This is a genomic window from Sinorhizobium arboris LMG 14919, from assembly GCF_000427465.1.
GTDB lineage: Bacteria > Pseudomonadota > Alphaproteobacteria > Rhizobiales > Rhizobiaceae > Sinorhizobium > Sinorhizobium arboris.
In genome coordinates this window covers 1,484,840-1,509,634 of sequence record NZ_ATYB01000014.1, presented here as the reverse complement: position 1 = coordinate 1,509,634, position 24,795 = coordinate 1,484,840, and the positions used below count along the sequence as shown (strand labels likewise).

At 61.7% G+C, this 24,795-nt stretch carries 17 protein-coding genes; 10 read left to right on the top strand and 7 right to left on the bottom strand.

The window, feature by feature from the left end; translation table 11 throughout:
* Window positions 1-51 precede the first annotated feature (51 nt).
* The 5 genes from SINAR_RS0118480 (at window position 52) to SINAR_RS0118460 (ending at window position 6,499) form a co-directional block, all read left to right on the top strand.
* Window positions 52-1,698, top strand: coding sequence for a Na/Pi cotransporter family protein (locus tag SINAR_RS0118480; RefSeq protein WP_028000450.1), 1,647 nt, complete (start codon window positions 52-54; stop codon window positions 1,696-1,698).
* Window positions 1,699-1,866: 168 nt separating this feature from the next.
* On the top strand, window positions 1,867-3,237 hold the full coding sequence (gene glmU / locus SINAR_RS0118475) for a bifunctional UDP-N-acetylglucosamine diphosphorylase/glucosamine-1-phosphate N-acetyltransferase GlmU (protein WP_028000449.1): 1,371 nt from the start codon (window positions 1,867-1,869) through the stop codon (window positions 3,235-3,237).
* 230 nt (window positions 3,238-3,467) lie between these two features.
* Window positions 3,468-5,294, top strand: a complete 1,827-nt coding sequence (glmS, locus tag SINAR_RS0118470; protein WP_028000448.1) for a glutamine--fructose-6-phosphate transaminase (isomerizing) — start codon at window positions 3,468-3,470, stop codon at window positions 5,292-5,294.
* Entirely contained in the window at window positions 5,291-5,788 is a 498-nt protein-coding gene (locus SINAR_RS0118465; protein WP_028000447.1) for a GNAT family N-acetyltransferase, read from the top strand. The genes glmS and SINAR_RS0118465 overlap by 4 nt, the downstream gene beginning before the upstream one ends.
* Before the next feature lie 18 nt (window positions 5,789-5,806).
* Window positions 5,807-6,499, top strand: coding sequence for a DUF502 domain-containing protein (locus SINAR_RS0118460; RefSeq protein WP_028000446.1), 693 nt, complete (start codon window positions 5,807-5,809; stop codon window positions 6,497-6,499).
* A gap of 15 nt (window positions 6,500-6,514) precedes the next feature.
* Here the strand turns inward: SINAR_RS0118460 and recG are convergent, their stop codons facing one another.
* Window positions 6,515-8,620: an ATP-dependent DNA helicase RecG gene (gene recG / locus SINAR_RS0118455; protein ID WP_028000445.1), complete on the bottom strand. Its 2,106-nt coding sequence runs from the start codon at window positions 8,618-8,620 to the stop codon at window positions 6,515-6,517.
* Between the two features lie 116 nt (window positions 8,621-8,736).
* Here recG and SINAR_RS0118450 point away from each other — a divergent pair, with 116 nt between their 5' ends.
* Entirely contained in the window at window positions 8,737-9,042 is a 306-nt protein-coding gene (locus SINAR_RS0118450) for an FAD assembly factor SdhE (RefSeq protein WP_028000444.1), read from the top strand.
* 2 nt (window positions 9,043-9,044) lie between these two features.
* Complete coding sequence (mfd, locus tag SINAR_RS0118445) at window positions 9,045-12,560, top strand: transcription-repair coupling factor (protein ID WP_028000443.1); 3,516 nt, start codon at window positions 9,045-9,047, stop codon at window positions 12,558-12,560.
* 142 nt (window positions 12,561-12,702) lie between these two features.
* On the opposite strand, the gene SINAR_RS01000000133630 is transcribed toward mfd, so the two are convergent.
* The 3 genes from SINAR_RS01000000133630 to SINAR_RS01000000133625 all read right to left on the bottom strand — a co-directional run bounded on the left by SINAR_RS01000000133630 (window position 12,703) and on the right by SINAR_RS01000000133625 (window position 17,422).
* A complete protein-coding gene (locus SINAR_RS01000000133630) occupies window positions 12,703-14,016 on the bottom strand; it encodes an alpha/beta hydrolase (protein WP_050577519.1) in 1,314 nt (437 codons plus the stop codon).
* A 108-nt stretch (window positions 14,017-14,124) separates the two neighbouring features.
* Entirely contained in the window at window positions 14,125-16,503 is a 2,379-nt protein-coding gene (locus SINAR_RS0118435; RefSeq protein WP_028000442.1) for an arylsulfatase, read from the bottom strand.
* Entirely contained in the window at window positions 16,490-17,422 is a 933-nt protein-coding gene (locus SINAR_RS01000000133625; protein WP_033057741.1) for a formylglycine-generating enzyme family protein, read from the bottom strand. Before SINAR_RS01000000133625 ends, SINAR_RS0118435 begins: the two co-directional genes overlap by 14 nt.
* A 311-nt stretch (window positions 17,423-17,733) precedes the next feature.
* On the opposite strand from SINAR_RS01000000133625, the gene SINAR_RS0118425 reads away from it, so the two are divergent.
* Window positions 17,734-18,663: a helix-turn-helix transcriptional regulator gene (locus SINAR_RS0118425; protein WP_028000441.1), complete on the top strand. Its 930-nt coding sequence runs from the start codon at window positions 17,734-17,736 to the stop codon at window positions 18,661-18,663.
* A gap of 140 nt (window positions 18,664-18,803) precedes the next feature.
* Here SINAR_RS0118425 and SINAR_RS0118420 read toward each other — a convergent pair whose 3' ends face one another.
* Window positions 18,804-19,469 carry a DsbA family oxidoreductase gene (locus SINAR_RS0118420; protein WP_028000440.1) on the bottom strand — a complete coding sequence of 222 codons (666 nt, stop codon included), beginning with the start codon at window positions 19,467-19,469 and terminating at the stop codon, window positions 18,804-18,806.
* An 82-nt stretch (window positions 19,470-19,551) separates the two neighbouring features.
* Window positions 19,552-21,366, bottom strand: coding sequence for an extracellular solute-binding protein (locus SINAR_RS0118415; RefSeq protein ID WP_028000439.1), 1,815 nt, complete (start codon window positions 21,364-21,366; stop codon window positions 19,552-19,554).
* Window positions 21,367-21,685: 319 nt separating this feature from the next.
* Here SINAR_RS0118415 and SINAR_RS0118410 point away from each other — a divergent pair, with 319 nt between their 5' ends.
* Window positions 21,686-22,315: an invasion associated locus B family protein gene (locus tag SINAR_RS0118410; RefSeq protein ID WP_028000438.1), complete on the top strand. Its 630-nt coding sequence runs from the start codon at window positions 21,686-21,688 to the stop codon at window positions 22,313-22,315.
* A 21-nt stretch (window positions 22,316-22,336) separates the two neighbouring features.
* On the opposite strand, the gene SINAR_RS01000000133620 is transcribed toward SINAR_RS0118410, so the two are convergent.
* Window positions 22,337-23,260, bottom strand: coding sequence for a LysR family transcriptional regulator (locus tag SINAR_RS01000000133620; protein ID WP_050577518.1), 924 nt, complete (start codon window positions 23,258-23,260; stop codon window positions 22,337-22,339).
* Window positions 23,261-23,790: 530 nt separating this feature from the next.
* On the opposite strand from SINAR_RS01000000133620, the gene SINAR_RS0118400 reads away from it, so the two are divergent.
* Window positions 23,791-24,789, top strand: coding sequence for an ABC transporter substrate-binding protein (locus SINAR_RS0118400; RefSeq protein WP_028000437.1), 999 nt, complete (start codon window positions 23,791-23,793; stop codon window positions 24,787-24,789).
* Window positions 24,790-24,795 lie beyond the last annotated feature (6 nt).

The window sequence follows — 24,795 nt, the reverse complement described above, 5'->3', positions numbered from 1 at the left end:
GGTACTCGACCGGGACTTTCGATCGGCCGGCTATTACGGGAAATCACCTCCATGCAGTCCACGATCGTGATGGTCAATCTCTTCGGTGCGGTGGCACTGCTCCTCTTCGGTTTGTCGCTCGTCAAGGACGGGGTGACGCGTGCCTTCGGAGCGCGGCTGCGTGCGGCTCTTGCGCGCGGAACAAACGGTCCTTTCCGGGCTTTTGCGACGGGACTCGTCGCAACGCTCGGTCTGCAAAGTTCGACGGCCACGGCACTCATGACGGCCTCTTTCGTCGAGAAGGGGCTGATCCGTTCGAAGATGGCGCAGATCGTATTGCTGGGCGCCAATGTCGGTACGGCAATGACGGCCTGGATCGTTGCACTCGGCATCGGATGGCTTTCGCCGTTGCTCATCCTGGCAGGCGTGGCCACGCATCGCCTGAGCCGGTCGAGCGCGCGCCAAGGCGCCGGCTATGCGCTCGTGGGCATCGGTCTGATGCTTCTGTCGCTCGAGCTGCTCGGCGCGGCGACCGAGCCGATGCGTCAGTCCCAGGCCCTGGGAGCATTTCTCGGCATGCTCGACAACGCGCTGCCCGTTGCGATGATCATTGCGGCCGGTCTTGCCTTCGCATCATCGTCCAGTCTCGCCGTCGTCATGCTGGTGCTGTCGCTCTCCTCCGCCGGCGTGCTTTCTCCCATATTGACAGTCGCTCTCGTGCTCGGCGCCAATCTCGGCGGCGCGATCCCGCCTGTCATCACCACGCTCGGTTCGGCGCCCGCGGCCCGCCGGGTCACGCTTGGCAACCTCGTTGTGCGCGGCATAGGCTGTCTCATCGCGCTGCCGGCCGTTGGCGCCAGCGCCGATTTTCTGCAGAGCCTGCCGCTGCCGCGGCAGAACCTGCCTGTTGACGTTCACCTGCTTTTCAATCTGGTGCTGGCAATGGTCGCCTGGCCGTTCGCCGGGCTGCTCGCCCGAACGATGAACCGCTTCGTCCCCGACGACGAAGCGGGGGAGACCGGGCCGCGCTATCTCGACGAGGCGGCGCTGGATACGCCGGTCATGGCTCTTTCCGGCGCCACGCGAGAGGTCCTGAGGGTCGGCGACCTGATCGAGGTCATGCTGATGCGGGCATCGGAGGCGTTCAGCAAAAATGACGTCAATGAGCTGGGCGACATCGAGAATATCGAACGGCAGGTCGATCTCCTGCAGCAGGAAGTGAAGATCTTCCTTTCCCGCCTTGGCCGCGATGGCTTGAACGAGGAGGACGGGCGTCGTTCCATCGTAATCATCGACTATGCCATCAATCTGGAGCACATGGGGGACATCATCGAAAAGGGCCTGTGCGAGCAGATCGCCAAAAAGGTAAGGGGGGGCTTGCGATTTTCCGAGGACGGCTATCGGGAGCTCAAGGGTCTTTTCGATCTCACTATCGACAATCTGCGCATCGCCCAGACAATTTTCGTGACGCGCAATGCCGATCTGGCGCGCCATCTCATCGAAGTGAAGGTCGATGTGCGGCATATGGAAAAACGCTCCGCAGAGCGCCACCTGGAGCGGTTGCGGGACGGCCTTCTGGAAAGCCTGCAGACCAGTTCGCTGCACCTCGATATCCTGCGCGATCTGAAGCGCATCAACGCGCACATCGCCTCCGTCGCCTATCCCATTCTCGAAGAGAGCGGACTTCTCACGGAAAGCCGCCTGCGGCCGCCGGGCTGATGCCGAAGCGAAAACATCATCCGGTTTGAACCGCATTAACGCGACGTGATTGTGCGGATTATGGTTCTCGCAATATGTTGCTGTTAGGAACGCGCAAAATGCGCGCGGGCGGAGGCGCGGAACGCCGCGTCGGAGACTGTCCCGAGAGAATACCAAGGAGATCAGAGTATGGAACGGACTTGCCTGGCGATCATCCTGGCAGCTGGCGAGAGCACACGTATGAAATCGGCCATGTCGAAGGTGCTGCATCCGGTCGCCGGGCGACCGATGATCGCCCATGTCGTCGACGCCCTGGCGAGTGCATCGATTTCGGATGTGGCGCTGGTCGTCGGGCGCGATGCCGAAGCCGTATCGGCTGCCGCCACGACAGCGGAAGTCGCCGTCACCTCCTTTCTTCAAAAGGAGCGGCTGGGTACCGCGCACGCCGTGCTCGCTGCGCGCGAGGCTGTAGCGAGAGGCTATGACGACGTTCTCGTCGTTTTCGGAGACACGCCCCTTATCACCGCCGCGCCCCTCAAGGCGGCGCGTGACGGCCTTGCCGCCGGCAATGACGTGGTGGTGATAGGTTTCCGGGCTGCGGATCCTACCGGGTACGGGCGTCTCATCGAGAAGGATGGATCGCTGGTCGCCATCCGTGAACACCGGGACGCATCGGACGAGGAGCGGCGCATCACCTATTGCAATGGCGGCCTGATGGCGATCGATGGCCGCAAGGCTCTCGATCTGCTGGACCGCATCGGCAACGCCAATGCGAAAGGCGAATACTACCTGACCGATCTCGTCGAGATCGTTCGCTCTCTCGGCGGCCGGGCGATTGCCGTCGAAGCGCCCGAGGCGGAGCTTACCGGCTGCAACACCCGCGCCGAGCTTGCCTATATCGAGCGCCTCTGGCAGCAGCGCCGCCGGCAAGAGCTGATGCTCGCAGGCGTGTCGATGATCGCACCCGAGACCGTGTTTCTCTGCTGGGATACCGTACTCGCCCAGGACGTTCTGCTGGAGCCGAACGTCGTCTTCGGGCCGGGCGTGCAGGTGGAAAGCGGCGCCGTAATCCACGCCTTCTCCCATCTGGAGGGCGCTCACGTCCACACCGGCGCAACGGTCGGGCCTTTCGCGCGACTGCGTCCGGGTGCCGACCTCGGACCCAATTCCAAGGTCGGCAATTTCTGCGAGGTAAAAAAGGCTGAGATCGGCGCCGGCGCCAAAGTCAACCACCTCACCTATATCGGCGACGCCTTTGTCGGCGCCGGCTCGAACATTGGCGCCGGAACCATCACCTGCAACTATGACGGCGTGAACAAGCACGTCACCCGCATCGGCGCGAATGCCTTCGTCGGCTCCAATTCGGCGCTCGTCGCTCCGGTTTCGATCGGCGACGGGGCGCTCGTCGCATCCGGCAGCGTGATCACGGCAGACGTCCCGGCGGACGCGGTCGCTTTCGGCCGTGCGCGCCAGGAGGTGAAGCCCGGCAGAGCGCCGATACTGCGCGAGCGCTACGAGACGGAAAAGGCAGCCAGGAAGAGCACCAAGGCCGCGGAGTAGGCACGTTAAATACTGAAACTTAAAGTGAAATCGATACGGATTGCCTCGCGACGCAATTTCGCTACCAAGTTGTCAACAGGCACCTGCAGCGCCGCGCGTCTTGTCAGATGCGGAAAAGGCCGCTGCTGCACTTTGATTCGTTGCATGTTGATGCGCTACGGCTGAAACATGCGGCGGTCGCTACATTTGATCTGATACGCCGCAGGGCGTGAAGAGACGCGGAGAGGGATATGTGCGGGATTGTTGGCATCGTTGGGCATCAGCCGGTGTCGGAGCGGCTTGTCGAAGCATTGAAGCGTCTGGAGTATCGCGGCTATGATTCGGCCGGCGTCGCGACCGTCGACGGGGGAACATTGCAGCGCCGGCGGGCCGAGGGCAAACTTGTCAATCTCGAGAGCAGGTTGAAAGAGGAGCCTCTGGCCGGAACCATCGGCATCGCCCACACGCGATGGGCGACCCATGGGGCGCCGACGGAACGAAACGCCCACCCGCACTTTACCGGGGGCGTGGCCGTGGTTCACAACGGCATTATCGAGAATTTCGCCGAACTCAAGGACGAGCTGGCGGCAACGGGAGCCGAGTTCCAGACCGAGACCGACACCGAAGTCGTCGCGCATCTTCTGGCGAAGTATCGTCGGGACGGACTGGGACGGCGCGAAGCGATGCATGCCATGCTGAAGCGCGTCAGGGGCGCCTACGCCCTGGCGGTCCTCTTCGAGGACGATCCGTCGACCATCATGGCGGCACGCAATGGGCCGCCGCTGGCGATCGGGCACGGCAATGGGGAGATGTTCCTGGGCTCGGACGCGATTGCGCTTGCTCCCTTCACGAACGAGATCACCTATCTCATCGACGGCGACTGGGCCGTCATCGGCAAGACCGGCGTTCATATTTTCGATTTCGACGGCAATGTCGTCGAGCGTCCGCGCCAGATTTCGACGGCCGCGGCATTTCTGGTCGACAAGGGCAACCACCGCCACTTCATGGAGAAGGAGATCTACGAGCAGCCGGAGGTCATCGCCCATGCTCTCGGCCACTATGTCGATTTCATAGAAAACCGTGTGGTTCCGATTTCCGACGCCATCGATTTCGGGACGGTCCCGAGCCTGGCGATCTCTGCCTGCGGCACCGCCTATCTCGCAGGACTGATCGGAAAATACTGGTTCGAGCGCTATGCCCGCCTGCCGGTCGAAATCGACGTTGCGTCCGAATTCCGCTATCGCGAGATACCGCTGTCGCCCCAGTCGGCAGCTCTTTTCATCTCGCAGTCGGGCGAGACCGCCGACACACTGGCATCGCTGAGATATTGCAAGGAGCACGGTCTCAAGATCGGCGCGGTGGTCAACACCCGCGAGTCGACCATCGCGCGGGAGTCCGATGCGGTCTTTCCGATCCTTGCCGGCCCTGAGATCGGCGTCGCCTCGACCAAGGCCTTCACCTGCCAGCTTGCCGTACTGGCCGCACTCGCGGTCGGCGCGGGCAAGGCCCGCGGAACGATCGGCGACGAAGAGGAGCAGGCGCTCGTAAAGAGCCTTGCCGAAATGCCGCGCCTCATGGGCCAAGTGCTGAACAGCATCCAGCCGAAGATCGAGGTTCTTTCGCGCGAATTGTCGAAGTGCCACGACGTGCTCTATCTCGGCCGCGGCACCAGCTTCCCGCTGGCTATGGAAGGAGCGCTGAAACTCAAGGAGATTTCCTATATTCACGCCGAAGGCTATGCGGCGGGCGAATTGAAGCACGGGCCGATTGCCCTGATCGACGAAAACATGCCCGTCATCGTCATCGCTCCGCATGACCGTTTCTTCGAAAAGACGGTATCGAACATGCAGGAGGTGGCCGCCCGCGGCGGCCGGATCGTCCTGATAACCGACGAGAGGGGAGCGGCCGTGTCGAAGCTCGACACGATGCATACGATCGTGCTGCCGTCTGTCGACGAGATCATCGCGCCGATGATCTTCTCATTGCCGGTCCAACTCCTCGCCTACCATACGGCCGTCTTCATGGGGACAGACGTGGACCAGCCGCGCAACCTCGCCAAATCGGTGACGGTCGAATGATCATTCGGCCGGAAACAGACGGCGACGCCGAGACGATCCGGCAGGTTACCGAGGCGGCTTTCGCCGGGCTGCCCTACAGCGATCAGACGGAGGCGCGGATCATCGACCGGCTGCGCTCCGAAGACGCATTGACGCTGTCCCTCGTTGCCGAGGACGGGGGCGAGGTAATCGGCCACATTGCTTTTTCGCCTGTGGCGATCACTCCTCTTGCAGTCGGCTGGTACGGGCTCGGCCCTTTGTCGGTACGGCCGGACCGGCAAGGACGCGGCACGGGCAGCGCGCTTGTGCGCCGGGGGCTCGACATGCTGCGCAAGGCGGGGGCTTCGGGCTGCGTCCTGGCGGGTAACCCGGCTTTCTACGAGAGATTCGGGTTCCGCAACGAACCTGCTCTTGTATTCCCGGGTTGTGCGCCGCAATATTTCATGGCTCTACCCTTGTCGGGAACGATGGTTTCCGGCACCGTCACTTACCATTCCGCCTTCGGAGCGGACTGACGGATCGATGGCAACGGCATGACGAAAAGTTCCAAAAGCGGCATCATCGCGGCTCGACTGCGCAATTATTTTCTCACTGGCCTTATCATCTGCGCGCCACTGGCGATCACGGTATGGCTCGTGCGGTCCTTTATCGAGTGGGCAGACGGCTGGGTGAAGCCGTACCTGCCGAGCTTTTATAACCCCGATAACTACCTGCCCATCGCGATTCCGGGCTTCGGGCTGCTCGTCGCCGTGGTGGGCATCACCCTCGTCGGTTTTCTGACCGCGAATCTCGTCGGGCGCTCGATCATCAATTTCGGCGAGTCGCTACTCAACAGGACGCCGCTCGTCCGCTCCATCTACCGGTCGCTGAAACAGATCTTTCAGACCGTGCTGCAGGACCAGTCGTCGTCGTTCAAGAAGGCAGGGCTGATCGAATATCCGAGTCCCGGGCTGTGGTCACTGGTCTTTATTGCCACGGACGTGAAGGGCGAGATTGCCGCCCGATTTGACGAGCGCGGCATGGACATGGTGACGGTCTTCCTGCCTCCGACACCGATTCCCACCGCCGGTTTCCTGCTCTTCGTGCCGCGCGACAAGATCATTCCCCTGCAGATGAGCGCCGAAGATGCAGCGAAGCTGCTGATCTCCGGAGGCCTCGTCGCGCCGGATTACAACCCGTTGGCCAACGCGCCGCCGCGCGCGATCAAACAGCAAGAGCGCGCTTGAGGCCGCGAGGCATGATCATCCAGCCCGCAGGAAGCGGATCGCCTCGTCGCGCCGGAAAAGATAGAGCAGCGTCCTGAGCGCCTGGCCGCGCTCCGAGGTCAGTTCCGGATCCCGGTCTATGACATAGACGGCATCCTTGCGGGCCATCTCCAGGAGGTCGCCATGCGCCTCGAGGCTCGCAATGAGGAAGCCAGGCGTGCCGGATTGCCGCGTGCCCAGAAGCTCGCCTTCGCCGCGCAGCTTCAGATCCTCCTCGGCGATCAGGAATCCGTCTTCGGTTTCGCGCAGGACCGAAAGGCGCGCGCGCCCGGTTTCGCTGAGCGGGCTCTTGTACAATAGGATGCAGGTCGAGGCTTCGTCTCCGCGCCCCACGCGGCCGCGTAGCTGGTGCAGCTGCGCAAGGCCGAAGCGTTCGGCGTGCTCGATGACCATGATCGTGGCGTCCGGCACGTCGACGCCGACCTCGACGACGGTCGTTGCCACGAGCAAACGGATTTCGCCGTTCTTGAAGGCGAGCATGACGGCGTCCTTGTCCGGCCCTGCCATGCGCCCGTGCACCAGGCCCACATCCCTGCCGAAGCGTCGGACAAGATTCTGATAGCGCTCATCGGCGGACATGGCGTCGGTTTCCTCCGATTCCTCTACGAGCGGGCAGATCCAATAGGCCTTCTTGCCCTGGCGGAGCGCGACGTCGAGCCTCTCCACGATCTCGTCCGTACGTTCGTTTGGTATCGTGACGGTCTGGATCGGCTTGCGCCCGGCCGGTTTCTCTGTGAGCTTCGATACGTCCATGTCGCCGAACGCCGCGAGCACGAGTGTTCTTGGAATCGGCGTCGCGGTCATGACCAGCATATGCGGCGAAATACCTTTGGCCGTCAGCCGCAGCCTCTGATGCACGCCGAACCGATGCTGCTCGTCGACGACAGCGAGGACGAGTTGGCGATAGCTCACCGCATCCTGGAACAGCGCATGCGTTCCGATGACGATCTGCGTTTCGCCGGAGGCGATGCGTTCCAGGATCGCGTCTCGTTCCTTGCCCTTCGTCCTGCCGGTCAGGACGTCGATCGTGACACCCGCCGGCGCGGCCATCCTCGAAAGCGTGGCGTGGTGCTGCCGCGCGAGAATTTCGGTCGGCGCCATCAGCACCGCCTGGCCGCCGGATTCCACGGCCGCCAGCATCGCCATCAAAGCCACGGCCGTCTTGCCGGAGCCGACGTCGCCCTGCAGCAGCCGCAGCATGCGCTCGGCCCCGGACATGTCGGCCAGGATCTCGTCGACGGCCACGGACTGGCTCTGCGTCAAGGAGAAGGGCAGGGAGGCAATCACCGGTCCGCTCAACCGGCCGGTCGGATGAATCGGCGTGCCGGAGATTTTGCGCAATCGCTGGCGTACGAGCGCGAGCGAAAGCTGCCCCGCCAGAAACTCGTCATAGGCGAGCCGGCGGCGAGCCGGCGCCTGGGGGTCGATATCGGCCTCGTCCCGCGGCTCGTGCAGGCGCCGAAAACTCTCCTTGGCGCTCTGGAAGCCCTGCTTGCGGAGCAGAGCCGCATCCAGCCACTCCGGCAGGTCCGGAACGCGCGCAACTGCCGCCTCGACCGACTTGCGAAGGGGCCGCAAGGTCAGGCCTGCCGTCAGCCCATAGACGGGCTCCACCAGCGGCATGTTCTCCGATTCGGCTGCACGGACCATGTAATCCGGGTGGATCATGGAAGCCCGACCGTTAAACCAGTCGACCTTGCCGCTGACGATCACCGTCTCGTCGACCGGCAGCGTCTTCTCCAGCCAATTTCCCTTCACGCGGAAGAAGGTGAGCGCCAGTTCGCCGGTCTCGTCGTGCAGAAAGACGCGATAGGGCACATTCGACCTGCCGCTGGGTGCCGGCTGGTGCCGGTCGACACGACCCGTGATGGTAACGATCGCACCGCTCGGAGCATGGGCGATGCCGGGCTGGCGGCGACGGTCGATCAGCGAAACGGGGATATGGAACAAAAGGTCGACGACACGGCAGTCCCCGATCGACTCGCGACCGAGCAGACGCGCGTAAAGCTCGCCCGTTTTCGGGCCGATGCCCGGCAAGGTGTCGAGGGACGAAAACAGCGGATCGAGCAGGGCAGGGCGCATAGCAATGAAATTGCGACGATAATTCCGGCTTTGGCAAGGCTGACAACCCGCTTTCCAGCGTTTATAGAGCCCATGATCTCGGTCCGCCAGACGGCGGACGACAGGAAGGACATCCCATGACCGGCATTTCTCGCACGAGCGCCGATCTCGACCCGCGTCGGCGCAGGATTCTTTTCCGCGCGTGGCACCGCGGCATTCGGGAGATGGACCTGATCCTCGGCCAGTTCGCCGAGGCGGAGCTTGCGACCTTGTCGGAGACGGAACTCGACGAACTGGAGGCGATCATGCGGGAGGAGGACAACGACCTCGTCCGCTGGATTACCGGCGAAAATCCGCTGCCCGATCGTTATGCGACGGAACTCTTTGCCCGTATCGCTGCCTATCGCCCTGATTTCGACCCGGTTCGCCACGAAACGAAGTAGACATGACGATGATACCTGGCCTCGACCCTAGGAAGATTCTTGCGGCGACGCGGGAAATTACGATCGGCCCGGTGCCAACCGGCGCCGAGGCGCTCGTTCTCGCCGAACTCGCCCGGGCAGGGGCACCCGTTGCTTATGTCCTTTCCGATGGCCAGAAGGTCGCAGATCTCGAACAGGTGCTCGGTTTTGTTGCTCCCGATATCCCGGTCCTGACGCTGCCCGGTTGGGACTGTCTGCCCTATGACCGCGTCTCGCCGAGCGCCGACACCTCGGCGCGCCGGCTCGCGGCGCTGAGCGCCTTGGTTGCCCACCGCAGGAAACCGCATCCGGCGATCGTACTCGTCACCGTCAACGCAGCGTTGCAAAGGATGTCGCCGCAGGATGTGATCGAGAGCCTCGCCTTCACGGCGCGGCCCGGCAACCAGATCCGCATGGACGACCTTGCCGCCCGGCTCGAGCGCAACGGCTTCGAACGGGTGCCGACCGTGCGCGAGATGGGCGAATTCGCCGTACGGGGAGGCATCCTCGACGTTTATGTGCCCGGTAGCGGTGAGCCCTTGCGCCTTGACTTCTTCGGCGACACGCTGGAAGCGATCCGCTCCTTCGACCCCGCAAGCCAGCGAACGATCGGGCAGGTCCGGTCCCTCGATCTCAATCCGATGAGCGAGGTATCCCTGACGCCTGAGACGATCAGCCATTTCCGAAAGCAGTATCTTTCGCTCTTCGGAGCAGCGACGCGCGACGATGCGCTTTATCAGGCCGTGTCGGAAGGGCGACGCTATGCGGGGATGGAGCATTGGCTGCCGCTCTTCTACGATCGGCTCGAAACGGTCTTCGACTATCTCGACGGCTTCAGCATCGTAACCGACCATCTGGCGCGAGAGGCCGCGGCAGAACGCTCGAAGCTCGTTCTCGACTACTACGACGCGCGTCTTGCCTCCGCTTCACCGGGCAAGTCTCAGGTCAGCCAGGGCACGCCCTACAAGCCCGTGCCGCCGGAGATGCTCTATCTCACTGCGAAGAGCTTCGGCGAGGCACTGGCGGAGCGCAACGCGGTCCGCCTATCGCCCTTTTCCGAACACGAGGGCGAAGCCCGCCAGGTCATGAATATCGAAGCGCGCCAGGGCCTGCGTTGGGCCAAACCGGCGGGCGAGGCCGAAAGCGATGGCACGCGCACCAATGTTTTCGATCAGGCCGTGAAGCATGTCGCAGAGAAGCGCGCTGAAGGCGCCAAGGTCATCGTGTCCGGCTGGACGGAAGGCTCCCTCGACCGGTTGCTCCAGGTTCTGGGCGAGCATGGTCTTGCCAATATCCGCCCGATCGATGCGCTATCGGAACTTGGATCGCTCAAGCCGGGCGAGGTCGCATCGGCGGTGCTCAGCCTCGAAGCGGGATTTGAAACCGGTGATCTCGTTCTCATCGGCGAGCAGGATATTCTCGGCGATCGTCTGGTCCGCCGCTCCAAGCGCCGCAAACGTGGCGCGGATTTCATCGCGGAAGTGACCGGCCTCGACGAGGGCAGTTATGTCGTGCACGCCGAGCACGGTATCGGACGCTTCGTTGGCCTCAGGACGATCGAGGCCGCCGGCGCGCCGCATGACTGCCTCGAGCTCGTCTATGCGGACGATGCCAAGCTGTTCCTGCCGGTGGAAAACATCGAGCTTCTGTCGCGCTACGGCTCGGAAGGAACCGATGCGGTCCTCGACAAGCTCGGCGGTGTCGCCTGGCAGGCGCGCAAGGCCAAGCTCAAGAAGCGGCTGCTCGACATGGCCGGCGGCCTCATCCGCATTGCTGCCGAAAGACATACGCGCCATGCCCCGGTCCTTGCGGCGCAGGACGGGGTCTACGACGAATTCGCCGCCCGCTTCCCCTATGACGAGACCGAGGACCAACTGAACTCGATCGATGCTGTCCGCGACGATCTCGGCCGCGGCCGGCCCATGGATCGCCTCGTATGCGGCGATGTCGGCTTCGGCAAGACGGAGGTGGCGCTGCGTGCCGCTTTCATCGCGGCGATGAACGGCGTGCAGGTCGCCGTGGTCGTCCCGACGACACTGCTTGCGCGGCAGCACTTCAAGACCTTCTCCGATCGTTTCCGCGGATTGCCGATAAGGATCCAGCAGGCCTCCCGCCTGGTCGGCTCGAAGGACCTGGCGCTGACGAAGAAGGAGGTCGCCGAAGGCAAGACGGACATCGTGGTCGGCACGCACGCTCTGCTCGGCTCGTCGATCAAATTCGCCAATCTCGGCCTGCTCATCATCGACGAGGAGCAGCATTTCGGCGTCAAGCACAAGGAACGCCTGAAAGAGCTGAAGACCGATGTGCACGTCCTCACGCTCTCGGCGACGCCCATTCCGCGGACGCTGCAGCTTGCCCTCACCGGCGTACGCGAACTGTCGCTGATCACGACGCCGCCGGTCGACCGTATGGCGGTGCGAACCTTCATTTCGCCCTTCGATGCCTTGGTGATCCGAGAGACGCTGATGCGAGAGCACTACCGCGGCGGCCAGAGCTTCTATGTCTGCCCGCGCGTGAGCGATCTCCCGGAAATCCACGATTTCCTGAAATCCGACGTGCCGGAACTGAAAGTTGCAGTGGCGCACGGGCAAATGCCGGCGACCGAGCTCGAAGATATCATGAACGCCTTTTACGAAGGGCGCTACGATGTGCTCCTCTCGACGACGATCGTCGAGTCCGGTCTCGACGTGCCGACCGCCAACACCCTGATCGTGCATCGCGCAGATATGTTCGGCCTTGCCCAGCTCTATCAGCTGCGCGGTCGGGTAGGGCGCTCCAAGGTCCGCGCCTTCGCGCTCTTCACACTTCCCGTCAACAAGATGTTGACGGGGCCGGCGGAACGTCGCCTCAAGGTCCTGCAGTCGCTTGACACGCTTGGAGCCGGGTTCCAGCTCGCCAGCCACGACCTCGACATCCGCGGGGCGGGTAATCTGCTCGGCGAGGAGCAGTCGGGTCACATCAAGGAGGTCGGCTTCGAGCTCTACCAGCAGATGCTGGAGGAGGCGGTTGCCGAACTCAAGGGCGAGGAGGAGATCCACGATACCGGCTGGTCGCCGCAGATATCGGTCGGGACCCCGGTGATGATTCCGGAAGAATATGTGCCGGACCTCAATCTGCGGCTCGGCCTATATCGGCGCCTGGGCGAACTGTCGGACCTCAAGGAGATCGACGGCTTCGGTGCGGAGCTGATCGACCGTTTCGGGCCGCTGCCGACGGAGGTGCAGCACCTCCTGAAGATCGTCTACGTCAAGTCGCTCTGCCGCACGGCGAACGTCGAAAAGCTCGATGCCGGGCCGAAGGGCGTGGTGGTCCAGTTCCGCAACAAGGAATTTCCCAATCCCGCGGCACTCGTGGGCTACATCGCGAAACAGGGAACAATCGCCAAGATCCGCCCGGACCAGAGCATTTTCTTCCAGCGCGACCTCGCGACACCGGAGAAACGCCTTTCCGGCGCCGCGATGGTGATGACACAGCTGGCAGCGCTCGCAAAAGCCGGGTGAAGGCGATGAGCCCTCCCGGGGTGGGAGTAATGTAAAGCTGCGCTTGAGATGGCGTCCGGTAGTCGCAACGTCGAATGCCTCGTCGGATTTTTTCCTCGCGGATAGTTCCGACGACCCGCCGTCGGAATCCATTGGATGCCGGCTACGGGCAGTGTCCCGACCCCGCCCGGCTCTCCTTCCGGCACGCAGCCGTCTTTGACCTCGCTCCGCCGGATGGCCCGGCGAGCGTCTCGACGTGGTGGACGTAATTCTGCCGAGTGTTCTGATCGACGATGGCAGCGGGTGCGGCAACGACCAGTCCGGCGGCCGTTCCAACGGTGTGGGCGGCCCCGGACGTCGCCGCGACGATATGGTCGCCAAGACCCAAGCGGCTGTCGGTCAAGGTTTGACCACTGGAAAGGCGCCTGCCGATCAGTTGTACGATTTCAGGCGACTGCGCGAACTTCGTGTGGTGCAGATTGTCGCCTGCCTTGACTTTGGTAAGATCGACGACGGTGATCCCATTCGCCGCCAGTTCCTCCTTATAGGGCGACTGCTCCGGATCAATCGCTCCCAGCCGGGAGACATTTCCCCAGACGCGACGAGAAACGGCGAGTGCACGGTCGTCGCGCGAGACGAAAAGTGTGAAGCGCGGCCGTTGCTTGCCCATGTCGGCGATCTGCGAACCGAAGACGTCTACATCTACGTCCGGCGCCGCCAGCATGACGTTCCTGAACTTCGCCGGCAGTCCGTCATTGCGTATGGCCATCTGGCGCAGGGACTCCAGCGCCAGCCAATTGCCCATCGAATGCGCCAGGATCGATACTTCCTTGACCTCGGGATCCCGCGCCAGATACTGGAACAGGCGCTCCACCGCGTTGCGGGTGTAGTTGGTGCTTTCGCGATCGTAGCCATAGGCCAGCAGGCTCCCGCGCGACGGCCAGGTCGCGAGCACCGGGACACTATGCGCGCCCGAGTCGTGGATGATCTGCGCGAAACGGAAGACTGCATCCTCGAAGTGATTGTTGAACCCATGGATAAAGACGAGGACGCTGCCGTCAGGGCTCTTGCGCACATGCGTGTTCAACCAATTCTCGGCTGCACTGCGGTCGACTTCGGCAGCCTTCACGGTTGCGAAATCCGTCCCGGCATTGGGCGGTAGTTTGCGCGGCCAGGCGACTTCACCGGCCTTACGAGCGGTATCGGGCGGAATCGACACGGTGATTTCCGCGAATGTCGGGCTTTGCGCGCGCTCTCCGCTGAACATCTCGCCCGGCTCTTCCGCGCGGCTCCGGGTTGTCGTGACCAGCATCTCGACTTGAGCGGCCGACGGATTGGCCGCTACCGGCTCCAGGACCCCTGTCGGGCGGCCCGCACATGCGGAAAGCGCCGCCACGCTCAAGGCTACGACGCTCGGCAAAAGGCGCCATGATGGCGGTTCTCCGCCTTTGGCGTTGCGGGAGAAGTGCCGCGTCAATTCAATTACTCCTCTTCAACGCCGTATACGCACCGGCGGAAAGAGGAGCGGCAAACGAGTGTTTGCCGCTCCAGGGGTTTCAGCATCGCCTTCGGCCGACACCGGGGATCACTTCAGGTATTCGACTTTCAGACGTTCGATCTTGCCGTTGAACGCAAACGGCTTGCGGTCAAAGTATGCGAGGGAGACTGGAGAGTAGCTGTCTCTGCCCACGTCGAAGGCGTCATTGGCAGTAAACGCGAGCGGCGCGGAGCGCGGCACGCGTCCCTTCGCCACCTCTTTCCCGTCGATGCGGATAACGACGTCGAGCGGTGCACCGCGATTGGGGCCGGACTTGCGCGTTTCGACCTCGATATTGACTTTGCCGCTCGGCAGCGGCTCGGAGGATTCGAGACGCGTCCGCTCGATCTCGAACAGATTGTACTCATAGGTGAGCTTGCCGTTCTCAATCCACAAAGCGACTCCACCTGAAAAGGCCCCCAACGCGTATAGTACGCCCTCGGAGTCGGCCTTCAAGTCCGCCTCTACGGTGACAAGATTGCTGCGGGCTCCAACTTTCGGCGCCGTGAACTCGGGAACACCGATCACGTCTTGCGTGAACTGGAACTCGGTCGCAGGGTTGGACGGCGCATCTTCCGGGTGGAAGACGGCAGACCACAATCCTCCCCCGACCGGAAACACCTTGTTGGCTTCAGCCTGAACGCCAAACGCCTTCTTGAGCGCTTCGACTTTTTCGGGATGATCGGCCGCGACGTCCTTCGCCTGGGAGTAGTCCTGGCTGAGGTCATGGAGCTCCCATGCGTCGTCATCCGGCGACCATTTGAAGATGGCGGGATCGAGGCCGGGAGTCCATGGTGTGCGGGGTCCAAAGACCGATGCGATCCACTCTTCCTGATAGATGGCACGGCTGCCCATGATCTCGAAGTACTGCTCCTTCTTTTGCCCCGATGCTTCGGGAGAGTCGAAGGTGTAAGTCATGCTGACACCATCCAGGGGGTCCTGGGTGATGCCGTCCACGAGCTTGGGCGGTTGGATGTCCAGGACGTCGTAGATCGTGGGTACGATATCGTTGACATGATGAAACTGGGAGCGTGGTTTTTTGTCGGGCTTTATTCTGCTCGGCCAAGAGACCACGAGCGGCGTACGTGTTCCGCCGAAATGTGCTGCGACCAGCTTGGTCGATCGATGCGGCGTGGAACCGGCCCATGCCCAGCCGGCATGATACATGTTATCTGCCTTGGGTGATCCGAGAACGTCCATCCCGCCCAGGTCGTTCATCGCGCGAATATGGTCCTTGATCTCGGTAGCGATGCCGTTCTGGGCCAGCAGTTCGCTGATCGTGCCATTCTGGCCTTCCGCGCTGGAACCGTTGTCGCCCCAGATATAGAAGATCAGAGTATTGTCGCGAACTCCCAATTCGTCGAGCGCATCGAGCAGGCGTCCGGCCTGAGTGTCCGCATGTTCGGTATACCCTGCGAAGACCTCCATCAGTCGGCGCTGGAACGGCTTCTCGTCTTCTGGAATGTCCTGCCATCCGGCGAGCGTATCCGGACGCGGCGTCAGTTCCGTGTTCTGGGGTACCCAGCCGAGTTGTTTTTGGCGGTCATAGATGCGTTCCCGCATGACATCCCAGCCGTCATCGAATTTGCCCGCGTATTTGTCTGCCCATTCCTTGAATATGTGATGCGGACCATGCGCGGCGCCGGGCGCCCAGTACATGAAGAAGGGCCGGTCGGGAGTCAGCGCGTGCACCTGCTTCATCCACGACACCGCCTTGTCGGTCATGTCCTCGGTGAAGTGGTAGCCTTCCTTCCCGTGAGACGGGTCGACGCGAACTGTGTTCTCGACCACGGCGGGTTCCCACTGGGAGGACTCTCCGGCAAGAAAACCATAGAAGTAATCGAAGCCAATCCCTTCGCCCGCGGGCCAGTCCGCATACGGCCCGACGGCTGTCGTTTCATTGGCCGGGGTATTGTGCCACTTGCCGAAGGCTGCGGTCGCGTAGCCATAATAGCCAAGCACCTTCGCGGCGGTCGCGGATGTGCGGGGTATCCTCCCGGTGTATCCGTCCCAGTCGTTTGCCAACTCGGCGATCTGGCCGCTTCCGACCCGATGATGATTACGCCCCGTCAGCAAGGCCGCCCGGGTGGGAGAGCACATGGCGGCATTGTGGAAACGATTGTAGGACACACCGTCCTGCGCAAGACGGCTCAGCGTCGGCGTATCGATCACTCCGCCGAAGGTGTCCGGCAGCGCCGGGCCGACGTCGTCGAGCATGATGACGACGATGTTCGGCGCGTTCGCGGGAAGGCGCTGCTGCGCCGGCAACGGGCTGTACGTGGACTGAGCTATCGTCGGGCCGGCCTTGCTCCCCGAAGCTTTCGGCGGAAAAGGCAGCGATTCCTGGGCCATTGCGGGAGCGCCCAACAGCAGGATTGCCGTGCTCGCCGCCAACAAGCGTGTTCTCGTGTGCTTAGGTGACTTCATGCGACCCTCCTGGTCTGACCACACATCTGAAACCTACGTGGCATGTCGACGTGTCTATAGGTTCGGCATGCCTCGCCGCTGGACGATAGCGCCGGCAGTAGTTGGGCGCGCATAGGTGCGACCCGCCCTTCAACACCTTGCGCGGAATTCTTATCTCGGGGTGACAGGGGTCGTAGCTGTCTGCTTGGCGCCCGCCGCGCGGGTTCCTGGGAACACAGCACGCCTTCGATGCGTCTGCCTCGTGCCGCGGCGAGAACCAGTCGGACGTCCATTCCCAAACGTTCCCTATCATGTCGTACAGGCCGTATCCGTTCGGCGGGAAGGCCCTGACCGGAGAGGTGCGCGAATAGCCGTCCTCTACGTCGTTCACTATGGGGAAGGCCCCTTGCCAGGTATTGGCAAGATGGCGTCCGGCGGGGGTAAGTTCCGAGCCCCAGGCATATTCAGTGGCATCGAGGCCGCCTCTGGCAGCAAATTCCCACTCGGCCTCCGTCGGGAGATCCTTGCCCCTCCACCGCGCGTAGGCGAGCGCGTCGTGATAGGAAACATGAACAACCGGATGGTCGTCCAACCCTTTGACGCTGCTCCCGGGACCGTACGGGTGACGCCAGCAGGCGCCTTTCAGAAATATCCACCATTGAGTCCAGTCTTGCAGGTCGACGGCCCTATTCGGCTGATGAAAGACCAGCGAACCGGCGTACAGCATCTCCGGCAGGATACCGGGATAGTCCCGTGGATCGGGGGGAGATTCCGCAAATGTGCGATAGCCGGTCGCGGCTACGAATTCCGAAAACTCGGCGTTCGTCACAGGCGATTCATCGATATGAAAGCCATCGACGCTAACGCGATGCACCGGCCCCTCTTCCGGATAGTGTCCGTCGGACCCCATCGAGAAGGTTCCACCATCGATGAATATCATGCCGGCGCGCGCGCGCGCCGCAACGACGGTACTGTGAGCCGCTTCCAAGGTGACGCTTCCCCCTTGCCCCATTGCGACACGCATTCGCTGCGCTTCGGTGCAACGCCACAATAAGCATAAGCGCAAGCGCGCCGCTTGCCATTTCATGCCACCTGCCTGTTGCTGCTCGCTCAGCTCAGTTCATCGGGGAGCTCTTCCCAAACGGTTGCACACTGCTATATTGCTCAACTTTAATCTTGCGTTTTCGTGCCAGGTTTATTGCTCGGATGATACATTCTGCACCCTCAATCAGGGTTAGGGCCTTCCTCCCGATGGCACCCTACCTCGCCCAGCACGATGTCTCGGCCATCGAGTTCTGCGCGCGGCTCGGCATATCGCCGAACGTGTTCGAGAACGCTGACGGTTGGATTCCGCGCGCCCGATGCTTTCACATGGCCAACGAGGTGGCGGCTCTCCTGGGAGACCCATTCGCGGGCGCGCATGTCGGGCGTTTGACCGAACTGCGTGATCTTGGCCCATGGGGAAGGTCGGTTCTCGCAGCGGAGAACGTGGCTGATGCATGCGTACTCGCGGCGTCCAACGTAGCATCGATCCACCAAGGATCGGATATACGCTTCCTGGTGGAAGGCGGAACCGCTCGAATTATCTTCCGCTTCACTGATCGGTTCGAGTTCGATCCCCGGCATTTCATCTTCGGCAGCCTCGCCGTACTGCGGAAGCTGCCTCTTTTAGCGGGTGAACCCTCCGCAATAGGGGTTCGGCTGACGGCTTCGCGGACGCGCGGAAGCGAGACGCTCGAGGAGTGCTTTGGGCCCAACATCGAAACGGGATGCGACTACGATGCGATCGAGTTCGATCGGGAGCTGCTCGACCTCCCTCTGAGACCTCCTGGAAAGCGACCCTCGAAGGTGACGGAAGCGCTGGCTTCGGCGATAGAGGCGGCCAAGATGCTCAGCGAAAGGCTGTCCGATGGTCATGAGCTCGGATTGGAAACCGTAGCGAGAAGCCTCGGCATATCGTCTCGCACCCTGCAGCGGCGCCTGAAGTTTTGCGGCGTCGATTTTGAGGAGTTACTCGATGACACGCGCCGCTCCGAGGCGATCCGCCTGATCTGCGAGGGGGCTCACAGCATGACCGACATAGCCTATCGAGTAGGCTACAGCGACTCCGCGCATTTCACGCGCGCGTTCAAGCGTTGGACGGGAGTGGCGCCGTCCCGCTTTCAGACGGACCGGAAGTGAGAGGCGAAACAGACAGAGTGTCCGACTTTCGGCTTCCCCATCCGTTTGACACGATCGATGGCCGGCCGATTGGCCCGCCGCTTTTGCGGACTGCATGAAATGCCGGCGTAACAGGCAATATTTCCTCTGCCCTTCACGGCTCAGTGAGCCGGATGCTCGGCTTTCATCTGCGCGATCTCGCGCAAGGCGCTGGTCAGTACCTCGACCGATTGCGCCCCCATCACCGCATATTGCTGTTCGATGATGAAGCAAGGAACGCCGGTCACGCCGATTTCCCGAGCCATGTCGATTTCCTGCTTCACGGCGTCCTTGTCGGCATCCGAAGCGAGAAGAGCCGCGATGACAGGCCTTTCGAGGCCGCCCTGTTCCGCAACGTCGAGGAGGACGGTATGGTCGCCGACATTTCGACCCTCTTCGAAATTCGCCTTGAACAGCAGCTTTACCACCTCGGCCTGCGCGGCTTCGCCGCTGGTCGCTGCCCAGCGGATCAGTCGGTGTGCATCGAGCGTATTCGGGCTGACCTTGACCGCATCGAAGTCGAACGCGATGCCGTCTTCCATACCAAGGCTTTCCAGTGTCCTGTGCGCCTCTTCGACGGCGGCCTGACCGCCGAACTTGGCCGCCAGGTGCTGCTTATGATCGACGCCTTCCGGCGGCAGATCGGGGTTGAGTTGGTAGGGACGCCATTGAATAGCAACACTGATCTCCCCGGCGACATTGGCGATCGCCTGGTCGAGGCGATTCTTGCCGAGATAGCACCACGGGCAGACCACGTCCGAGACGATATCGATATTGACGGTTTCCATGGTGGCGGCCTTTCGCTTTACCAAACCTGCGACATAGGCCGGGCGGCCGCGTCTTTCAATGCGTTACTGAACGGATTCCGGCTTACTGGACGCGCTCGTCCCACCAGCTTGGCAATTGATATCCGTAAAGCGGTACCGTCGTCGGCCGGCCGATATGCTTCCACCGGGCGATCCATTGCGCATCGAGGTGGTAAAGCGGAACCAGATAGGAATTGTTGACGAGCAGCCGGTCGTGCGCGCGGACGGCAGCGGTGAAGTCTTCCGGGTTTCGCGCCTGCAGGATGTTGTTGATCAGTTTGTCCACGTCCTTGTCGGCGACACCGGCAAAGTTGTTGCTGCCCTGTCTGTCCCGGGTTTGTGAGCTCCAGCGGTTGATCTGCTCCAGACCTGGGGAAAGCGATGACGGAAAGGATTTTATGATGACGTCGTAGTCAAAGGACTGACTGCGCAACTGATACTGCGAATCGTCGACGGTCCGCACCCTCGCTACGATGCCGAGCGGGGCGAGAAACCGCTGATAGGCGAGCGCCACCTTCTCCTGGCCGGCGTTCTGACTCATGATCTCAAAGGCGAGCGGGGTGCCCTTGGCGTCGACCATCTTGCCGTCCTTGATGGAGTAGCCCGCTTCCCGAAGCAGTGTGACCGCTTCCCGGAGCACATTGCGATCGCGGCCCGACCCGTCGGTGACGGGGAGCCGATAGCTGCCGTCGAGGATCGCCGGATTGATGCGTTCCCTCACGTCGCCCATCAGGTCCAGTTCACGATTGTCGGCTGCCACCCCGAGGAAGGAAAGCGACGAGTTCTGCCAGTAGCTCTGCGTGCGCGTATAGGCGCCGTCGAAGAGATTCTTGTTGACCCATTCGAAATCGAAGACGAGAGCGAGCCCCTGTCTGAGCTTGATGTTGTCGAACATCGGCCTGCGTGTATTGAAGACAAAGCCGAGCATGCCTGAGGGTGTCTTCGGTTTAAACGTTTCCTTGATCACGTCGCCGCTGCGAACGGCGGGAAAATCGTAGGCGCGGGCCCATTTCGTCGCGCTGCCTTCGGGGTAGATGTCCACCACACCCTTCTTGAAGGCCTCGAAAAGCGTATTCTCCTGCAGGAAATATTCGACAGAGATTTCGTCATAATTGTCGAGGCCCACCTTCGACGGCAAATCCCTGGCCCAATAGTCGGGATTGCGGCGATAGACGATCCGTTCGCCGGGCCTCACTTCCGCGACCCGGTAGGGACCGGAGCCAAGCGGCGGTTCAAGGCTCGTCCGCTCGAAGGTCTCCACGTCGATCGCATGCTTGGGGAGCACCGGCGAAAGCGCGAGCAGCAGCGGAAATTCGCGGTCGGTATCCTCGGTGAGGGTGAAGCGCACGCTGCGTTCCCCCACCTTTTCCATCTTCGCAACCTTCGAAAGGCGGTTGCTGAAGGGCGCGCGCCCCTGGTCTCGCAACAGTTCGAAGGTGAAGATCACGTCTTCGGCGGTCACCGGCTGTCCGTCGGCCCAGCGCGCCCTGGGATTGAGGTTGAACTGGATGAAGGTGCGGTCATCGTCCCATTCGACGGTTTCGGCGAGCAGACCATACATCGTGAATGGCTCATCCTGCGAGCGCTGCATGAGGGATTCGTAGACCAGATTGCCGAATTCAGGGTCCCACATGCCGCGCGCGGTCGTGCGCATGCTCTTCAGGATGAACGGATTGAGGCTATCGAACGTGCCGACGACACCATAGGCGATCTTCCCGCCTTTCTTCACCTTTGGATTGACGTAAGGGAAGTGCTTGAAATCGGCGGGCAAGGCGGGTTCGCCGTGCATGGCGATCGCATGCACGGGTTCGGCCAGAGCACCATTGGCAAACACGCTGGCTGCCAGGAGCATCACCAGGCCGGAAAGAACTGCGCGCAACTTCACCTCCCGTAGGGATTCAACAGGCCGATTCCGCGCAAGGTATCAATGCGGAAGCGCATTTCCAACAGGCGCCGGATCGGGAAAAGAACAAAGCAGGCTCCTGCCATATCCCGCACCGGTTCGAAAGGGCCGCTCCAAGCAAATGATTGCACAAAATCGCAACAAACACTGGATAAACCGCACAAGCCAATGTAACAGGTGTTTCCGGAATCGGGGCCATTCAAATGCCTCATTTGGCCAACAGGACAACGGCGGCTGACGATACTCACTCTGCGGAACTCTGTTCCGTAACCGGATTTCAGGAGACGGAATCACAATGATCTTCAAGTCGAACTTCACAACACGCGCGGGATTGGCAGCGCTGGCGCTTTCTTTCGCAGCAGCCGGTGCGCCGGGCGTCGCATCCGCGCAGCAGGCGGGAGGCAAGCCGCCGCAGGGTTGGTTCAAGGTCTGCACCAAGCAGGAAGACAACGATGTCTGCATCGTTCAGAACCTGCTTACTGCCAATAACGGCCAGCTCGTGACCGCCGTCGGCCTTATCTCCGTCTCCGGCAAGGTCAACCGCAAGGTCATGCAGGTTTCCGTTCCGTCCGCACGCATGATCCCGCAGGGCATTCAAATGCAGATCGATGGCGGCAAGGGCGTCAAGCTCGACTACGCAATCTGCATGCCCGACAAGTGCGTTGCCGAAGCGCCGCTCTCCGACGCGCTCATCGGGCAGCTGAAGAAGGGCAACGAGGTCGTCTTCACCTCCGTCAACTTCCAGCGTGCTCCGAATCCGATCAAGATGTCTCTCGAAGGCTTCACCGGCGTTTTCGACGGCGAGCCGATCGAACAGTCCCAGCTTGAAGAGCGTCAGCGCCTGCTGCAGGAAGAAATGCAGAAAAAGGCTGAAGACGCCCGCAAGAAGCTCGAAGAGGCGCAGAAGGCTGCCAAGCAGCAGTAATCATCAGCGTTTACTGAACAATCAAGCGCCTGGGTCACCGATCCGGGCGTTTTTTGTATCTGCCGCCAGCAGGTCCCAGCGGGTCAACCATTCTAAAAAGCCCTGCGGCAGACGGGCGCCCTGTGCCTTCGCGATCTCATAGGCGCCGACGACAGGCGCAACCGACGGGTAGAGCACCAGGAGCTGCCCGCTACGCAATTCCCTCTCCACGAAAGAGGGATTGGCCTGGCCAACGCCCAAGCCGGACATGCAGGCGTCGATCGCAGCCTCGTCGGTGTCGAAAACAAGGGTCCCGCCGCGTGGTTCGAACGCGAAACCAGCGCGTTCACACCAGCGATGCCAGGACCAGGCATCTGCCGTATCCAGAAGTAGCGGCAGGTCGAGGACCTGTTTTGCTTCTTCGCCGCAGTTATGGCTGGAGAACAGATGCGGCGAGCAGACCGCGATGGTTCTGTCTACCAGCGATCCCGGCACAAAGGCCCGCATCTGGGTACCCCGGCGATAGGTGACCGTCACATCGGCCGCTTCTGCGGAACCGAGGGCCAGCGAGTGAATGGAAATGTCGACAGTCGGGTTTTCCTGAAGATAGGAGCTGAGGCGCGGAATGAGCCAACGCCGCGCAAGCGTTATCGGTGCCTGAACGACGAGCCGGGACCGATCGGGCCGGATCGACCGCGCGCCGGTCTCGAGCATCGAAAGAGCGCTGTTGACGTGTACAAGGAAGTGACGGCCGGCTTCGGTCAAAGCGATGGCATTGTGCCGGCGGTGGAACAGCATCACGCCCAACGCTTCTTCGAGCGATTTGACCTGACGGCTTACGGCCCCCGGCGTCACATGCATCTCGGCAGCTGCAAGCGTCAAGCTTCCCGTCCTCGCAGCCGCGACGAAAGCCGGTAAGGCGCCGAGACGGAGAGGTCGTGCGGTTGTGGTTTGAGTTTTTCTCATGCCAGCGTGAAAACCTTTCGATTGCAATGAAATTGCCCTTTTGCCTTCTTAAACCAAACTCAGGCTGAGGAATATGCACCTAATCGAGGACATGTTTGGAACAATTCTAAATTAGGCTTCGAGAATCCGCTGCCGGCCAGCTATAACGCCTCATGAGTTTCTCCAGTTGCGCCCTAGAACTCGAAAGGTCCGCGCGATCTTTCGTGCGCTTTTCTATATCCAGGTTCCGCGTATTCTTTTTTATATTCTTGGATTTCTTCTGTTTGTTTGGAAGAATAAACTTGAATATCGTTATCATGTATGTAATGCGGATCCGAACAGGGAGCAGGGGATCCGGGCGATGCAAGCACGAAAGGTCGGGCAATACAGCGGATATCCGTTTTTGAGAGAGACCGGCTTGCGGCCCTCTCATGCAGTTCGCCTGCGAGCGCTTCCGCGCATGCAGGGCAAGTTCCCGCCGGCTGGCGCGCTCGGCGCTTGCTGTCGGCGCAGCCGCGCCGGCATCCAAGGAAACCATCAGGAGGCTTTTCATGTTTTCCGGCCCTATCCGCATCTCTTCTCGGTGGTCGATCCGCACTTGCGCGGCCGGCATCGCAGCGCTCGCGATCTCGGCAGCCGCGGCCAATGCAGACGAGATCAAGACGCTTAGCGTCATCGACGATCGCGGCGTTGCGGTCGAAGTGCCTGCCTCGCCGAGAAGGATCGCCTCGGTATCCTATTTTGCGGCAGATGTTGCTCTGGCCCTCGGCATAAAGCCGATCGCAAGCACCTATATGGTTCAGGGCCGCAATCCCGATTTCCTTGCCGACTACCTCAAGGACGTGAAGGAAATCGGCCAGCGAGCCACACCCAATCTCGAACTGCTCGCCGAAGCGAAACCGGATGTGACGGTTGCCATCAGGCGCTATACGGAGGGTAATGCCGAGCAGATTGCGAAAGTGGCTCCGTATCTCGCTTACAATCTCGAGCTCTACGCGGACAGCGACAGGACCATAAGCCAGCTCGCTGCGATCCTCGGCCAGGCGAAGCGCGGGCAGGAACTCAACGCCCAATTCAAGACTGCGATGGAGGTGTTTGCCGGCAAGGCACCGAAGGACCGGCATCCGCGGTTCGTGGTCATGTGGGGTGGCGATACGCCCTGGGTGTTCCGCTCCGAGAACATGACGGCGGCGATCCTCGTGGCGCTCGGCGGAGACAACATCGCGGGACAAAACCCGACGCCCTATCTGCCCGACAACTGGGGGATGGAGATGAGCCTCGAAACCCTGCTGGAAAAGGACCCGGAAGTCATCTTCGTCTACGACTACGGCCCGGACCGGCCGCATGAAAACAACCCGGTCTGGCAACAGCTCTCTGCAGTGAAGAACGGCCGCGTTCACTATGTCGGCGATCACTGGGTCGAGACGCACGGACCGATCGCGCGGGAGATTGTCCTGCGCGAAGCGGCACATCTGCTCTATCCCGAGACTTTCCCGGCCGTGGACGTCAAGGCCGAAGCGCGCAAACTCATCCCGGCCTCCGTGGAGTAACGACTA